Source organism: Actinoplanes sp. NPDC048791 (assembly GCF_040650095.1).
GTDB lineage: Bacteria > Actinomycetota > Actinomycetes > Mycobacteriales > Micromonosporaceae > Actinoplanes.
In genome coordinates this window covers 1-14,570 of record NZ_JBEZGQ010000109.1, presented here as the reverse complement: position 1 = coordinate 14,570, position 14,570 = coordinate 1, and the positions used below count along the sequence as shown (strand labels likewise).

The 14,570-nt window shown below is 72.0% G+C and carries 15 protein-coding genes; 14 read left to right on the top strand and 1 reads right to left on the bottom strand.

The features are described from left to right. From AB0C29_RS11345 to AB0C29_RS11280, 14 genes are all read left to right on the top strand, one after another. A partial coding sequence (locus AB0C29_RS11345) for a DUF4157 domain-containing protein (RefSeq protein WP_360818577.1) occupies window positions 1–618 on the top strand: 618 nt, incomplete at its 5' end. A 112-nt stretch (window positions 619–730) separates the two neighbouring features. After that, window positions 731–2,695, top strand: a complete 1,965-nt coding sequence (locus AB0C29_RS11340) for a hypothetical protein (protein ID WP_360818574.1) — start codon at window positions 731–733, stop codon at window positions 2,693–2,695. Between the two features lie 111 nt (window positions 2,696–2,806). Beyond that, the gene (locus AB0C29_RS11335) at window positions 2,807–4,357 is read left to right on the top strand and encodes a phage tail sheath family protein (RefSeq protein ID WP_360818571.1); all 1,551 of its coding nucleotides are present in this window, start codon (window positions 2,807–2,809) and stop codon (window positions 4,355–4,357) included. Between the two features lie 31 nt (window positions 4,358–4,388). Further along, complete coding sequence (locus AB0C29_RS11330) at window positions 4,389–4,826, top strand: phage tail protein (protein ID WP_360544600.1); 438 nt, start codon at window positions 4,389–4,391, stop codon at window positions 4,824–4,826. A 2-nt stretch (window positions 4,827–4,828) separates the two neighbouring features. Then, a complete protein-coding gene (locus AB0C29_RS11325; RefSeq protein ID WP_360818568.1) occupies window positions 4,829–5,269 on the top strand; it encodes a hypothetical protein in 441 nt (146 codons plus the stop codon). Next, complete coding sequence (locus AB0C29_RS11320; RefSeq protein ID WP_360544604.1) at window positions 5,215–5,424, top strand: DUF6760 family protein; 210 nt, start codon at window positions 5,215–5,217, stop codon at window positions 5,422–5,424. Before AB0C29_RS11325 ends, AB0C29_RS11320 begins: the two co-directional genes overlap by 55 nt. Before the next feature lie 96 nt (window positions 5,425–5,520). After that, window positions 5,521–8,085, top strand: a complete 2,565-nt coding sequence (locus AB0C29_RS11315) for a hypothetical protein (RefSeq protein ID WP_360818565.1) — start codon at window positions 5,521–5,523, stop codon at window positions 8,083–8,085. Window positions 8,086–8,150: 65 nt separating this feature from the next. Next, entirely contained in the window at window positions 8,151–8,588 is a 438-nt protein-coding gene (locus tag AB0C29_RS11310) for a phage tail protein (RefSeq protein ID WP_360818563.1), read from the top strand. Window positions 8,589–8,599: 11 nt separating this feature from the next. Next, a complete protein-coding gene (locus AB0C29_RS11305) occupies window positions 8,600–9,370 on the top strand; it encodes a LysM peptidoglycan-binding domain-containing protein (protein WP_360818560.1) in 771 nt (256 codons plus the stop codon). Then, window positions 9,363–11,105, top strand: a complete 1,743-nt coding sequence (locus AB0C29_RS11300; RefSeq protein WP_360818557.1) for a VgrG-related protein — start codon at window positions 9,363–9,365, stop codon at window positions 11,103–11,105. Before AB0C29_RS11305 ends, AB0C29_RS11300 begins: the two co-directional genes overlap by 8 nt. Before the next feature lie 14 nt (window positions 11,106–11,119). After that, window positions 11,120–11,401, top strand: a complete 282-nt coding sequence (locus tag AB0C29_RS11295) for a PAAR domain-containing protein (protein WP_360818554.1) — start codon at window positions 11,120–11,122, stop codon at window positions 11,399–11,401. 1 nt (window position 11,402) lies between these two features. After that, window positions 11,403–11,834 (top strand): GPW/gp25 family protein, encoded by a 432-nt coding sequence (locus AB0C29_RS11290; RefSeq protein ID WP_360818551.1) that lies wholly within the window; start codon window positions 11,403–11,405, stop codon window positions 11,832–11,834. Further along, window positions 11,834–13,768, top strand: coding sequence for a putative baseplate assembly protein (locus tag AB0C29_RS11285; protein WP_360818549.1), 1,935 nt, complete (start codon window positions 11,834–11,836; stop codon window positions 13,766–13,768). Before AB0C29_RS11290 ends, AB0C29_RS11285 begins: the two co-directional genes overlap by 1 nt. A gap of 2 nt (window positions 13,769–13,770) precedes the next feature. Further along, window positions 13,771–14,343, top strand: coding sequence for a phage tail protein (locus AB0C29_RS11280; RefSeq protein WP_360818546.1), 573 nt, complete (start codon window positions 13,771–13,773; stop codon window positions 14,341–14,343). Here the strand turns inward: AB0C29_RS11280 and AB0C29_RS11275 are convergent. Then, window positions 14,337–14,570: hypothetical protein (locus tag AB0C29_RS11275; protein ID WP_360818543.1), on the bottom strand; the 234-nt coding region annotated here is incomplete at its 5' end. The two genes, AB0C29_RS11280 and AB0C29_RS11275, sit on opposite strands and share 7 nt — an antisense overlap.

Below are 14,570 nucleotides of genomic sequence, written 5' to 3'. Positions count from 1 at the left end.
CGCGAGGACCTGACCTACCGAGCGGCGGCGGCCGGCCGTACCGAGGCGCTGGGCGCCGGCGGGCTGCTGGATCTGCAACGGACCGTGGGCAACGCCGGCGTCGGCGCGGTCGTCGGTGCCGGCGGGGGCAGCCCCCTGGACGCGGACACCCGCGCCGACATGGAAGGCCGGCTCGGCGCCGACTTCGGTGACGTACGGGTGCACACCGACCAGGCGGCGCACGACTCGGCGCGGTCCATGAACGCGCAGGCGTACACGGTCGGCTCGAGTGTGGTGTTCCAGCGCGACCGCTACGACCCGGCGTCGGCCGACGGCCGCCTCATGCTCGCGCACGAGCTGACCCACGTGGTGCAACAGCGCAGCGGACCGGTGGACGGCACCGACACGGGCGCCGGCGTACGGGTGAGCGACCCGTCCGACCGCTTCGAACGCGCGGCGGTGGCCAACGCGGAGCGGGCCATGGCCCAGCCCGCAGCGCCCACGGCCCAGCGCACCCCGGACACCCCGACCGGTACGGCGACCGTCCAGCGCGACGAGGCGCCGCCGGAGGAGGAAGAAGCGCCGGCGCAGACCTTCGTCCAGCGCCAGGAGGAGGAGCAGGAGGACCAGGCGCCGTAGGCCGTTGCCCGATGGGGCACCGTCGACTGCCTGCCCGAGGGCATGGTCCGCCCTGCCGGGCCGGTCCCGCCCGGGACAGCGTGGTCCGTGAACTGCGTGGCGGGAGTTGACCATGGCAATCATCTGCGCTCAGTGCGGGCACCGGAACCCGGACGGCTCGCGCTTCTGCACCAACCGCGACTGCGGGGCCTTCCTGGCCTGGACCGACCCGAACGCCGGACCACCGGCCCAGCCACCGCGCCCGGAACCGGCCCGGCCACTGCCCCGGCAGGGTGACGCCACCCGCTGGGGCGCGAGCGTGGACGGCCACAGCGACGTGGCCGCCAGCATGACGCTGACCGACGCGACCCTGGCCGTCACGCCGGGCGAGACGGTCAGCACCACGGTGTCGGTGCACAACGGCGGCGGGCAGGTCGAGCAGTTCGCCCTCACGGTCCTCGGTCCGACGGCCGGCTGGGCCGAGATCGAGCCGGCGGTGCTCGCGGTCTACCCCGATGCCCGCGCCGAGGCCGTGATCCGCTGGTCACCGCCGCGGCAGGCGAGCACCGCGGCGGGCCGGGCGCCGTTCACGGTACGGGCCGCGTCGATCCTGCACCGCGGGTTGCAGGTGCACGCGACCGGCGTGCTGGACGTCGCCGAGTTCCGGGCCCTGACGGCCACGCTGACCCCGCAGACCACCTCCGGCCGGTGGCAGACCAGTCACCGGATCCAGCTCACCAACGAGGGCAACGTCGTCGAGCCCGTACAGCTCAAGGCGACCGACCCGGCCGGGCGGATCAAGTTCTCGCTGCCCGCCGGTGAGCTGCCGGTGCCGCCCGGCTCGCAGAGCATCGACATGTCGGTCCGGCCGCCGTGGCGCTTCTTCGGCCGGCCGGCCAGCCTGCCGTTCCAGGTGCTCGGTACGCCGCGGCCGCCGGTCACCCCGGTACGCCTCGACGGCACCCGGGAGGTCGTGCCGCTGATCGCCGGCTGGATCCCCAAGGTGGCCACCGGGCTGCTGGCCCTGGGTGTCGCCGCCGCGGTGTTCATCCTGATGACCGATCCCTTCGCTCCGGAGAAGCTCACGGGTGGCGAGGCCTCGGCGCCTCCGGCCGGGGTCTCGGCGCCCGCCAACCCGGGCCAGCCCAGCGCTCCGCAGGTCCCGCCGGCCGGTGGTTCCGAACCGGCCCAGCCGAAGTCGCAGCCGGCCAGCTCGGAGCCGGCGAAGAAGAACGACACACCGTGGGCTGTCGTCGACGGCAGCGGCGCCCTGGTGTCCACCAAAGGCGCCACGACTGTCACGCCGCTGGGCACCGGGCGGTTCGAGGTCACCTTCGACCGGGCTGTCGACGACTGCGTCTTCCTGGGCACTGTGGCGGCGTCCGGTGGTCAGCCCGTACCGGAAAGCGGTCTGGTCTTCACCGCGAGCGGGAGCAACCGCAACAGCGTGCTCGTGCAGACCCGCAACCTCGACGGCGCGGCCGCCGCCCACCCGTTCCACCTGCAGGTCCGCTGTTCCGTCGGCGACACCGCGGTGGTCGCCGGTGACCGGGTGGTCCGCGGCACCGACGGGCCGCGGGTCCGGCGCACCGCCGACGGGCAGTACGAGCTCCGCTTCGACCGCAGCATCCGGCGCTGCTCGTTCGTCGCCACGATCGGCGGGGCCGGCGCCCAGGAGCCGCCGGCCGGTCTCATCAACGTCGGCACCGGGCAGCAGGACGAGGCCGCCATCCTGGTCGGCACCCGCGGCGGCAACGGCGCCGGCGTCGACCTGCCGTTCCACCTGCAGACGCGGTGCTCGGGGCTCTTCGTCATCGTCGACGCCGACGGCCGGACGGTGCGGGACTCCGGGGTCGACGAGGTGGGCCGAGGTGAGCAAGGTGTGTGGGAGGTGAACTTCAACCGGGACGTGTCGAAGTGCTCCTACGCGGCCTCGCTCGGCGACGCCGACGGCAGCCCGGCCGACCTCGGCGGAGTGGTCTACGCGGCGAGCGGGTCGCGCCCGACCAGCGTGCAGATCCACACCCGCAAGCTCGATCCCGGCACGGGCGTCCCCACGCTCGCCGACGCCCCGTTCCACCTCCAGGTCGTGTGCTGACCGCCTGCCCCAACGGGCACCGCGTGTGCACTCACGGGCGGCCCGACGGCCATGCCGCAGCCCCGGATTCGGCGGAACCATCAAGAGAACCAGCCCAGACCTGGAGGCGCCATGCCCACCTACCTGTCCCCCGGCGTGTACGTCGAGGAGGTCAGCTCCGGCTCACGGCCGATCGAAGGGGTCGGCACGGCCGTCGCCGGCTTCATCGGGTTCGCGTCGCAAGGGCCGTTCAACTCGCCGACGCTGGTCTCCAACTGGAGCCAGTTCACCGAGCAGTTCGGCGACTTCGTGGAGGGCTGCTACCTGGCCCACGCGGTGTACGGCTACTTCCTCAACGGCGGCGGAAACTGTTACGTGGTACGGCTCGGCGGTGCCCGCGATCAGGGCAACGGCAAGTCCGACGTGCCGCAGGCGATGCTCGGGCCGTACCGGGTGGTCGCCAAGGAGACCCGCTCGGGTCGCTCGGCGGCCGAGATCTCCGTCGAGGTGAGCGATCCGGCGCCGCCGGCCGAGGGCCAGCCGCCCGCCGAGGACCGCTTCAACCTGGTGGTCAAGCGCGGCGGCCGGGTCGTGGAGACGTACGACGGCGTGACGGTCAAGCGCGGCAAGGAGAACGTCGTGACCGCCGTGCGCGAGCGGTCCAAGCTCATCACGCTGGAGGAGCCGTCCGCGGCCACGGACAGTGTGAGCACGCCGCCGCGGGGCACGGTCGCGCTGCGGGAGGCGCCCGCGGCACCGGCGACGCCCCGCCAGATGGGTACGGAGGACTACGTCGGCGACGCCAGCGAACGCACCGGGGTCGGCGGCCTGGAAGCCATCGACGAGATCACCATGGTGTCCGCGCCCGACCTGATGGGGGCGTACCACCGCGGCATCGTCGACCTGGAGTCGGTCAAGGCGGTCCAGCTCGCCATGATCGCCCACTGTGAGCTGATGGGCGACCGGATGGCGATCCTCGACCCGCCGCCGTCGCTGTCCGCGCAGCAGATGCGGGAGTGGCGCACCGATCTGGCCGGCTACGACACAGCGTACGGCGCCCTGTACTACCCCTGGGTCAAGGTCTTCGACCCGGCCACCGGCACCAACGTCTTCGTCCCACCGAGCGGGCACGTGGCCGGGGTGTGGGCCCGCAACGACGCCACCCGCGGCGTGCACAAGGCACCGGCGAACGAGGTCATCCGCGGCGCCATCGCCCTGGAGACCCACCTGACCCGCGGCGAGCAGGAGCTGCTGAACCCGAACGGGGTCAACTGCATCCGCGCGTTCCCGGGCCGCGGCGTACGGATCTGGGGCGCCCGCACCCTCTCCAGCGACCCGGAATGGCGTTACCTGAACGTACGGCGGCTCTTCAACTTCCTGGAGGAGTCGATCCTCAACGGCACCCAGTGGGTCGTGTTCGAGCCCAACGACGACGCGCTGTGGGCCAAGGTACGCCGCACCATCAGCGCCTTCCTGGTGCTGCAGTGGAACAGCGGCGCTTTGTTCGGCCTGACCCCGACCGAGGCCTTCTTCGTCAAGTGCGACCGGGAGACCAACCCGGCCGAGAGCATCGACGCCGGGCAGGTCATCTGCGAGATCGGCGTCGCCCCGGTGAAGCCGGCCGAGTTCGTCATCTTCCGCCTGGCCCAGATGTCCGGCGGCAACAGCCTGGTCAGCGAGTAGTCGTCACTCGTCGGAGGAGGAGACCCTAGTCATGGACGAACTCGACAAAGCGGTAGGTCATGCGTTCGGCCTCGAGGTGGACGGCGTCGTCATCAAGCAGATCAACGAGGTCAGCGGCCTCAAGATGGAGCAGGACGTCATCGAGCTCAAGCAGAACACCAGCGACGGCAAGTACGTCATCAAGAAGCTGCCCGGCCGGCCCAAGGCGGGCGAGGTGACCCTGACCCGCGGCCTCACCGGGGACAACAGCTTCGAGAAATGGGTCCAGGCAGCCCAGTTCGGCAAGATGGCGGATGCCCGCAAAGGCGGCGCGATCATCGTGTACGACTACGAGGGCACGGCGATCAAGCGCTACAAGCTGACCAACGCGTGGCCGAAGAGCCTGGAGATCGGCGCCCTCAAGGCGGGCGACACCAGCGTGCTCACGGAGAAGATCGTCATCACGTACGAGCGCATGGAAGTCGAGTAGCCATGCGGCGCACGATCGCCACGGTGGAGCAGCCCGAGTCCCGCCCCCAGCAGCAGGAGGCGCGTCCGGAGCCGCTGCGCACCGAGTTCGCCTTCGAACTGCCCCGAGGCTACGTGGACGGATCCGGAACGGTGCACCGGTCAGGCTCGATGCGCCTGGCCACCGCCCGCGACGAGCTCGTGCCACTGCGAGACGACCGCGTACGCGAGAACCCGGCGTACCTGACCGTGGTGCTGCTGGCCCGGGTCGTCACCCGGATCGGCCCGGTCACCGACGTGCACGCGGGCATCGTGGAACAACTCTTCGCCGGCGACCTGGCGTTCCTGCAGGACCTCTACCGGCGCATCAACAGCGAGGGCCACACCCGGGCGGCGGTCGCCTGCCCGGAATGCGGCCACCGCTTCGCGATAGACCTGGCCGGTGGGCGCCTGGGGGAATCCTGACGTACGCGGCCGGCCGCCTCTACGAGGAGGTCGCGTACGTCGCGTACCACTTCCACTGGCCGCTGGACGACATCCTCGACCTGGAACACGCCGAACGCCGCCGCTTCGTCGGCGAGATAGCCAAGCTCAACACGCGGATCAGCGAGGGACGGTGAGCGCAGATGTGGCCGTGGCGGCGGACCGCCGAGCGCGAGGTGACCGGCCCGCCTCCCGTCGTGGCGAGGCGGCGGGAGTGGGCTGATCTGGCGCCGGTGCAGCGGGTCATCGGCGAACATCCGCTGATCGACCCGCCGGGCCGGTTCGCCGGGGAGCTGGCATCGTGGCAGAGCCCGGGGTTGCTCGCGCCGCTGGGTCATGTGGTCACGCCGGAGGAGCCGTCCGGGGTGGTCGAGGCGGTCCCGGTGGCGCCGGCTCCGCCGGTGGTGCCACGCGACCGGCCCGAGCGTGGTGGTGGGCGGTTGAGTGCGTTCGTCCAGCGGTGGACGGCAGATCCGCCGGCCACAATGGACGCCGTTGCAGTCGATATCAAGGACGACACGCCCGCGCGCGACGCGGCTGCAGGGACCGAACTGGCCGATGCGGGGGCGCCCGCGCTGGTTCCGCAGTTGACGGACCCGTCGGCGGGTGCAGTTCACCTGTCCATGACCAGGCAGACCTCACCGTCGACTGAGCGTGCGGCGATCTCGGTGCCGCAGGTGCAGCGGGCGGTGGAACAGCTCGCGTCGGGCCGACGTGACGCGAGCTCGGCGCCCCGGACCCAACAGGCGGAAGAGACGCTGCCGCCGGCCCAGCTGCCGACGAGTCCGAAGCCGGTGGGCACGCCCGCGGAAAGTCCGGTCCAGCGAGCGATCGACCCGGCGCCGCACACCCAGCGCACTGTCGATCCCCTTCCGCCGGGTCACCCGGCAACGAACCCGGTGCCGCACGACCAGCGCGCGGACGACCCGCTGCCGCCGCTTCACTTTGCTGCGAGCCCGGAGTCGCCGGCCGAACCGCCCTCAGTGATCCGGCACCCGACGGACCTGATGCCACACGTTCAGCGCGCGATGGACTCACCCCCGCCTGACGCCAAACCGAAGTTGCGCGTCGAGCATGCGATAGATCAACTGCCGTCGGCCCGGCACGCGGCTGGCCCGGCACCGCAGGCGCAGCGCGCGATGGACCCGCTACCGCCGACCCAGCACGCGGCCGGCCCGACGCCGCAGCCGCAGCGCGCGGTAGACCCGCTACTGCCGACCCAGCACGCGGCCGGCCCGGCACCGCAAGCGCAGCGCGCGGAAGGCTCGATGCCACCGGCAAGGCACGCAGCCAGCCCGGTACCGCAGCCCCAGCACGCAGTGGACCCGCCCCCACCACGTCAGCCTGCTGCGAGTGCGACACCGCCGGCCCAGCGCGCGGTAGACCAGCCGCCGCCAGACCGCCACGCGGTGGACCAGCTGCCGCCGGACCGCCATGCGGTGGACATGCCGCCGATCCAGCATTCGACGGGATCTGAAACGAGCCACGACGTGACTCATCTGCCGCTCCCGGTCCGAAGTGGACCGCCGTCATCGCCCGTCGCGCAACGTGCCTTCGATCCGCAGCCGGTAGTCGGGAAGGCAGCCGATCCGCTCCCCAGGACCGACCCGAGCACCGAGCCGCCGCCACTGGCCTCCGGCGAACCTCCGCTACCGGTCCAGCACTCCGCCGAGCCACCGCAAGCGGTCCAGCACTCCGCCGAGCCACCGCAAGCGATCCAGCTTTCCATCGATCCATCGCCGGCCGCCCGGCCCTCTGTCTACCAACCGCCGGCGATCCAACCCACCACCGATCCACCGCTACCGATCCGGCCCCTCACCGAGCAACCGCCTATCGAGGACAACGTCGGACCACCGGCGCCAATCCACCACACCATCGACCAACCGGAAGCCGTCCATCATGGATTGCCGCGGCCGGTGGATCTGCCCCTACCTTCACCTGTCCAACGTGAGGTTGACGTCTCCATGACGTCGCTCACCCCAGGACGAAAGCCGCCCGCGACCGCCCAACGCACCACGCTCGGCGACGCACCACCGCCCCCGCGCCGGCTGGGTCTCGGCGCGCCGATCGTGCCACCCCCAGTCCCGCCGCCCGCACTCCCCGACCGACCGGCCGGACCCACCCGCGCCATCGGTCCGCCCCTCACCACATCCCCTGCCCTGCAACGGATCGCGACCCCACCGACCGCCGGAGTTGAGGCTCAGAACACCCAGGAGATGCTGACCTCAACCCGAGGCGCACACGCCGCTACGACCCACCTCGCGGACACCGAGCACGCAACGCCCGGTCCCCAGCACGAACCGCCCCCGCCACCGGCACAACCCGTGCTTCCTCTCGCCCGATCGACCGAAGAAAAACCCGCGATGGCCGGCCTGCTAGCCGACCGCCCGCCGCTCCTCCGAGCACAACGCACCACCGACATCGCCATGCCGACCGCCCCACAACCCGGCCGAGCGACAGCCCAGCCCACCCCACCCCGCCCCACCACCTCCCCCGTGATGCCGACGATCGTGTCGTGGCCTGACGAACCACCACAGCCTCCGACCGCAGAGACCATCCAGCGGGCCGTACAGGTCATGCAGGCAACCGCCGAGCCGGCAACCGCCGCATCAACCGAAGTGCAGATCCCAGCCGAAAGCACACCGGCAACCGCCACCCCACCCCCGCAACCACCGCCCACCCCACCCCCACCGGAAGAGCTGCTCAAAACCCTGTTCGACCCGCTCTACCGCCGGCTGCGGGCCGAACTGCGCAAGGACCGGGACCGTCGCGGCCTGATCACCGACCTGCGGCGCTGAGGCGTCCAAGAGAACGCTGAGGCGTCCAAGAGAACGCTGAGGCGTCCGAGAGAGGGAGTGCCACCATGACCGACACCGATGAGGCGGTGGCCGTCTGTTTTGTCGTCAGCATCGACGACGACAACCTCGGCTCCTTCAACAGTTGTGACGGTCTGGGTTGTGAGGTCGTCATGGAGCAGCGGGAGGAGGGCGGCAGCAACGGGGTCGTCTGGCAGCTGCCCACCCGGATGAAGTACTCGAACGTCAAGCTGTCCCGGCCGGTCACCAGTGCCAGCGCCGGGATTCTGCGGTACTTCACGGAGATGGCCAGTGGCGTCAAGCGCCGGACCGCGACCATCGAGGCGCGTACCCAGGAGGGCACGGTCATCGCGCGGTGGGCGCTGACCGGGGTGATTCCGGTGCGGTGGACCGGGCCGCAGTTGAGCGCCGATTCGCCGAAGGTGGCCACCGAGACCCTCGAGCTGGCCCACCACGGCTTCCTGGCGCCCGGCGCCGGGGCCTGAGGCGGACCGCGATGACCTCTCCCGTGACGTTCACCGCCGCCGGCGCCGCACCGCCGGCTGCCGGGGCGCCGGCCAACCTGCAGCACGCGTACCTCGAGCTGCGGGAGCCGCCCTCGGACGGCAGCACCGCCGCGCCCAGCGGGGTACGGCTCGGCCGGATCGACTTCCAGTTCAATCCGAAGGAGCTGAGCCTCACCAAGAACGCCAAGTGGTCGCGGGAGAACCAGCGCAGCGCGCCGAAGAGCGGGCCGGTCCAGTTCACCGGCTCGGATCCGAGCAAGCTGACCCTGGAGATGTTCTTCGACGCCACCGACACCATGGACGACCGGGTGCCGAAGATCGTCGATCAGCTCTTCGCCTGCTGCGTGCCGACGGACAAGAGCCGGCAGGCTAAGAAGGCGTCGCCGCCGTGGGTCATCTTCCGCTGGGGCGGGATGACCGGCTTCCCCGGCTTCGTCAGCAGCGTCACCGCGAAGTACACGCTCTTCACCCCGAGCGGCAATCCGGTACGGGCGGTGTGCACCGTGACGCTGGAGGAGATCTCCGGCGAGCGTGGCGGCCAGAACCCGACCTCCGGCGCACTGGCGGCCCGGGACGCGCACGTGGTGGTGGCCGGCGACACCCTGCCGTCGGTGGCGTTCCACGCGTACGGCGACCCGAACCTGTGGCGGGCCGTCGCCGAGGCCAACGGGATCGACGACCCGATGCGGCTCCGCGCGGGCACCCGGCTGCTGCTGCCGGCCCTGGACGAGCTGGTGGCGGAGGGTTTCAGCCATGGCTAACGAGAGCTTCGCCAACACGCTCATCGTCGAGCTCGACGGTTCCGCCCTGGCGGCCGACGTGATGTCGCTGCTCACCCAGGCCTACGTGGATGACAGCGTGCACCTGCCGGACCTCTGTGTGCTGCGGTTCCGGGACCCGGAGCAGTTGGTGCTGGCCAAGGCCAAGGTGAAGATCGGTTCGGTGCTGACAGTGAAGGTGCAGACCGCCGAGCCGGGGCCGCCGCAGCCGCTGATGATCGGTGAGGTGACCGCCCTGGAGGTGGACATCGACCCGGCCGGGACGTTCACCGAGGTGCGCGCGCTGGACCGGGCGCACCGGCTGTTCCGGGGACGGCGGGTGGCGGCGTACCCGAACATGACCATCCCGGACGTGGTCCGCAAGGTGACCGACCGGGCCGGGCTCAAGCCCGGCCGGATCGAGGCCGGCTCCGGGGCCGGCGGGCAGTCCGACGCTCAGCTGAGCCAGGACAACGTCAGCGACTGGGAGTTCCTGAGCCGGCTGGCCTACCTGGTCGGGGCGCGGCTCACCGTCGTCGACAGCACGCTGGACTTCCGCGTACCGGATCCGCCCACCGGGGCCCCGGCGACGACCGTGGCCGCCACCCGCGATCCGCTGGTGCTTGAGGTGAACCGCAACCTCGTGTCGTTGCGGGCCTGCCTGAGCGCGGCCGAGCAGGTGCCCGAGGTGGAGGCGCGGGGGTGGAACGCCGATCAGAAGCAGGAGCTCACGGCTACGGCCGTTCCCCGCGTGCCGGGTACGGAGGTGACGGGCCTGGACCCGGTGGCGATGGCCCGGACCTTCGGCAGCCCGCCGCTGCTGGCCTCAGGTGCGGCTTACCACAATCATGGTGAGGTGAAGGCGGCCGCGCAGGCCCTCGCCGATCAGATCGGTGGTGCCTGTGCCGAGCTGGACGGCGTGGCCAAGGGCAACCCCAGGCTGCGCGCCGGTACGGCCGTCACGCTGGCCGGCCTGGGCGAGCCGTTCGCCGGCAAGTACACGCTGACCAGCACCCGGCACCAGTTCGGCGACCAGGCCGGTTACACCACCGCGTTCACCGTGTCCGGCCGCCAGGAACGCTCGCTCTACGGGCTGGTCTCCGGCGGCGCCGAGGCGACGATGCCGAGGGTGACCGGCGGGCTGGTGCCGGCCATCGTCAGCGACGTCCGGGACCCGCTCAAGGCCGGCCGGGTCCGGGTCACGCTGCCCTGGCTGTCCAAGGACTTCACCAGCGGCTGGGCCCGTACCGTGCACGCCGGGGCCGGCCGGGACCGCGGGTTCTTCGTGCTGCCCGAGGTCGGTGACGAGGTGCTGGTCGGGTTCGCCGGCGGTGACCTGGACACGCCGTACGTGCTCGGCGGGCTGCACAACGGCAAGGACACCCCGCCGGCCACCGAGGTGCCGGCCATCGACGACGCGAGCGGCGAGATCGGCGTACGGGCGATCGTCAGCCGGACCGGGCACCGCCTGGAGCTGATCGACTCCCCGCGCGGCGACGCGGTGCTGTTGCGCACCGGCAGCGGCAAGCTGCTGCTCAAGCTGGACGGCGCCGCCAACACCGTGGAGCTGACCAGCGCCGGCCCGGTGAAGATCAGCGGGATGGGCGTCACGGTCGACGCCGGGGCCGGGCTGCTCGACCTCAAGGGCGCGCAGGTGAAGATCGCGGGCCAGAGCACCGCGGAACTGACCGCCGGCGGCGCGCTGACCGTGCGCGGCGGAATCGTCCGGATCAACTAGAGGAGACGGTCACGATGCCACCGGCGGCGAGGGTCGGCGATCCCACCGGTCACCCGGGTGTGCTGACGCCGCCGGGCGTGCCCACAGTGCTGATCGGTGGGCTGCCGGCGGCCACGGTCGGCGGGCTGCACACGTGCTCGTTCCCGCCGCCGGCCGTGCACCCGCCGACCCCGATCGCCCCGCCGGGCTGCCCCACCGTGCTCATCGGTGGGATGCCCGCCGCCCGGATGGGTGACCTGGCCGCCTGCGGGGCGCCGATCGTCGCCGGCTGCTTCACCGTGCTGATCGGAGGCTGAGATGCGCGAGGAGTTCATCGGCGCCGGCTGGGCCTTCCCGGTGCACACCGACGTCACCGGCTCGATCGCGCTGGTCGCCGGGGAGCGCGAGGTGATCGAGAGCATCCAGCTGATCCTGGCCACCGCCCCCGGGGAACGGCCGATGCGGCCGGAGTTCGGCTGCGCCATCCACGACCTGGTGTTCGCGTCGGCGGACGCGGCCACGGCCGGGCAGATCGCGTACGAGGTGCGGCTGGCCCTGGACCGCTGGGAGCCCCGAATCGCGGTCAGCGACGTCGTGGTGTCCTTCGACCGGGCCGACCGCGGCACCCTGCTCATCGAGATCCGCTACCTGATCCGCGGCGACAACGACCCGCGCAACCTGGTCTTCCCCTTCTACGTCATCCCCGCCCACGACGGCGGCGACGGCGCTATCGAGCAGGACGGTGTCTGATGTCGCTGCCGGCCCCCAACCTCGACGACCGCCGCTTCCAGGACCTCGTGGACGAGGCCAAACGCCTGGTCCAGCGCAACTGTCCGGAATGGACGGACCACAACGTCTCCGATCCGGGGGTCACCCTGATCGAGACCTTCGCCATGATGGTCGACCAGCTCATCTACCGGCTCAACCGGGTGCCGGACCTGCACTACCTGCGGTTCCTCGAGCTGATCGGCCTGCGGCTGTTCCCGCCGACGGCGGCCCGGTGCGACGTCACCTTCTGGCTGTCGGCCGCGCGCGACGCCGCCGTGACGGTCCCGGCGGGCGCCGAGGTGGCGTGCGTGCAGACCGAGGCGGAGGAGCCGGTCGTCTTCCACACCCGCGACGACCTGTTCATCGTGCCGTGCTCGCTGTCGCGGATCATGACCTGGAGTGCGGGCGGACAGCCGTTCGACCGCACCGAGGATCTGCGCGGCGGCGCCGGCGTGGAGTGTTTCGCCCAGCCGCCCGGGATCGGCGACGCAGTCCTGTTCGGACTGTCGGCCGCGGTCCCCCGATGCGCGGTGCTGCTGCGGCTCGACTGCCCGGTCCGGGGCGTGGGTGTCCGGCCCGACGATCCGCCGCTGCAGTGGGAGGCCTGGACCGGTACGGAGTGGGCGCCGTGCGAGGTCGACCGGGACGACACCGGCGGCCTCAACAAGCCCGGTGACGTGGTGCTGCACGTGCCGCCGTCGCACGTCGTGTCGCTGATCGGCCGGCACCGCGCGGGCTGGCTGCGCTGCCGGACGGTCGAACCACGGCCCAAGCAGGCGTACTACACCAACACTCCGGGGATCCTCGGAGTGAGCGCCGCGACCATCGGCGGCACGATCGGCGCCGAGCATTCCGACACGGTGGAGCACGAGGTGGTCGGGATGTCGGAGGGCGTACCGGGTCAGCGTTTCCCCTTGCAGCGCCGGCCGGTGGCCGCCACCGGCGACCTGGTCGTCGAGGTCGCCGGCGGCAACGACTGGGAGCAGTGGCACGAGGTGCAGACCTTCGCCGCTTCAGGCTCAGGTGACCCGCACTTCATGGTCGACCGGGTGCAGGGCGAGGTGGTGTTCGGGCCCGCGACCCGCGAGCCGGACGGGACTTTGCGTTACTACGGCAAGGTTCCGCCGAAGGCTGCGCCGATCCGGGTGCCGCGGTACCGCACCGGCGGCGGCAAACGCGGCAACGTGGCCCGCAACGTCCTGCGCGTGCAGCGTGACCCGGTGCCGTTCGTGACCAGCGTGACCAACCGGCGGGCGGGCAGCGGCGGGGTCGACGGCGAATCGGTGGCCGATGCGGCGCTGCGCGGGCCGTTGCTGCTGCGGACCCGGGACCGGGCGGTGACCGTGGACGACTACGAGTACCTGGCCCGCGAGGCCGCGCCGGACGTGGCCCGGGTCAAGTGCGTACCGGTGCCGGATCAGCCCGGCGCGGTGCGGCTGCTGGTCGTACCGAAGGTGTCCGAGGCGCTGGATCCCGCGGCGGCCGAACCGCAGCCGAGCGACGAGACGCTCGCCCGGATCGCCGACTACCTGGAGGAGCGGCGGTGCCTCGGCGCCCGCGTCATGGTCGAGCCGCCGTACTACCTGGGCGTCACGGTGGTCGCGCAGTTGCACGCGCGGACGCGTACCACTCGCGACACGCTGCTCAGCCAGGCCACCGAAGCGCTGTACCGCTACCTGAACCCGGTCGTCGGTGGCCCGGACGGCACCGGCTGGCCGTTCGGCCGGCCGGTGCAGTCCGGCGAGATCTTCGCCGTGCTCCAGCGGCTGCCCGGGCTCGATCTGGTCGAGGACGTCCAGCTGTACGAGGCCAGAGCGCGCAGCTCACCCGACGTGCGGCCGGTGCAGCGCATCGACCTGCCACCGCACGGCCTGGTGATATCTCGGGGCCACCAGATCAGGATCACCGAAGGATGAGCATGCGGACCGGACTCGACCAGGCGCCGACCGCCCACCCGATCGGCCAGACCCTGCCGGCGGTCTACCAGGAGCACGAGTTCGTGCAGCAGCTCACCGCGGCGCTGGACGAGGTGCTGGCCCCGGCGCTGCTGACCCTGGACAGCTTCGCCGCGTACCTCGACCCGCACCTGGCGCCGGAGGACTTCCTCGACTGGCTCGCCGGCTGGGTCGCGTACCCGCTGGACGATGGGTGGCCGTTGGCTCAGCGGCGGGCCCTGGTGGCTGAGGCGGTGCAGCTGCACCGGTGGCGCGGCACCCGGCGCGGCCTGGCCAAACACGTCGAGCTGCTCACCGGCGGCACGGTCGAGGTGGTGGACACCGGCGGCTGCGGCTGGTCCCCGCACCCCGGTTCCCGGCTGCCGGGCACGCCGGAACCCCGGATCGAGGTGACGGTCCGGACCCGCGCCGGCGCCCCGGTCGACCCGGCCCGGATCCGGACGCTGATCGTGGACTCGCTGCCGGCCCACGTACCGGTCACGGTCCGGGCGGAGTCGGTCGCCGTCGGCCGGGCCCGGGTGCACCGCGATCAGTGAACGACCTGCGACGAGATGCCCAGCTCGGCGAGGGCTTCGGCATAACGGCCGCGGGCCCGCTGGGCGGCGCCCAGGTCGCCGTTGCGCTCGTACGCCGCGACGAGCACCCGCCACCCCTCGTCGTGGTACCGGTCGATGGCCAGGCACCGCTCGGCCGCCACGGTGGCCGCGACCGCCGCACCCCCGTCCAGCTCGTACCCGGCGAGCTGGGCCGCGGCGATGGCCAC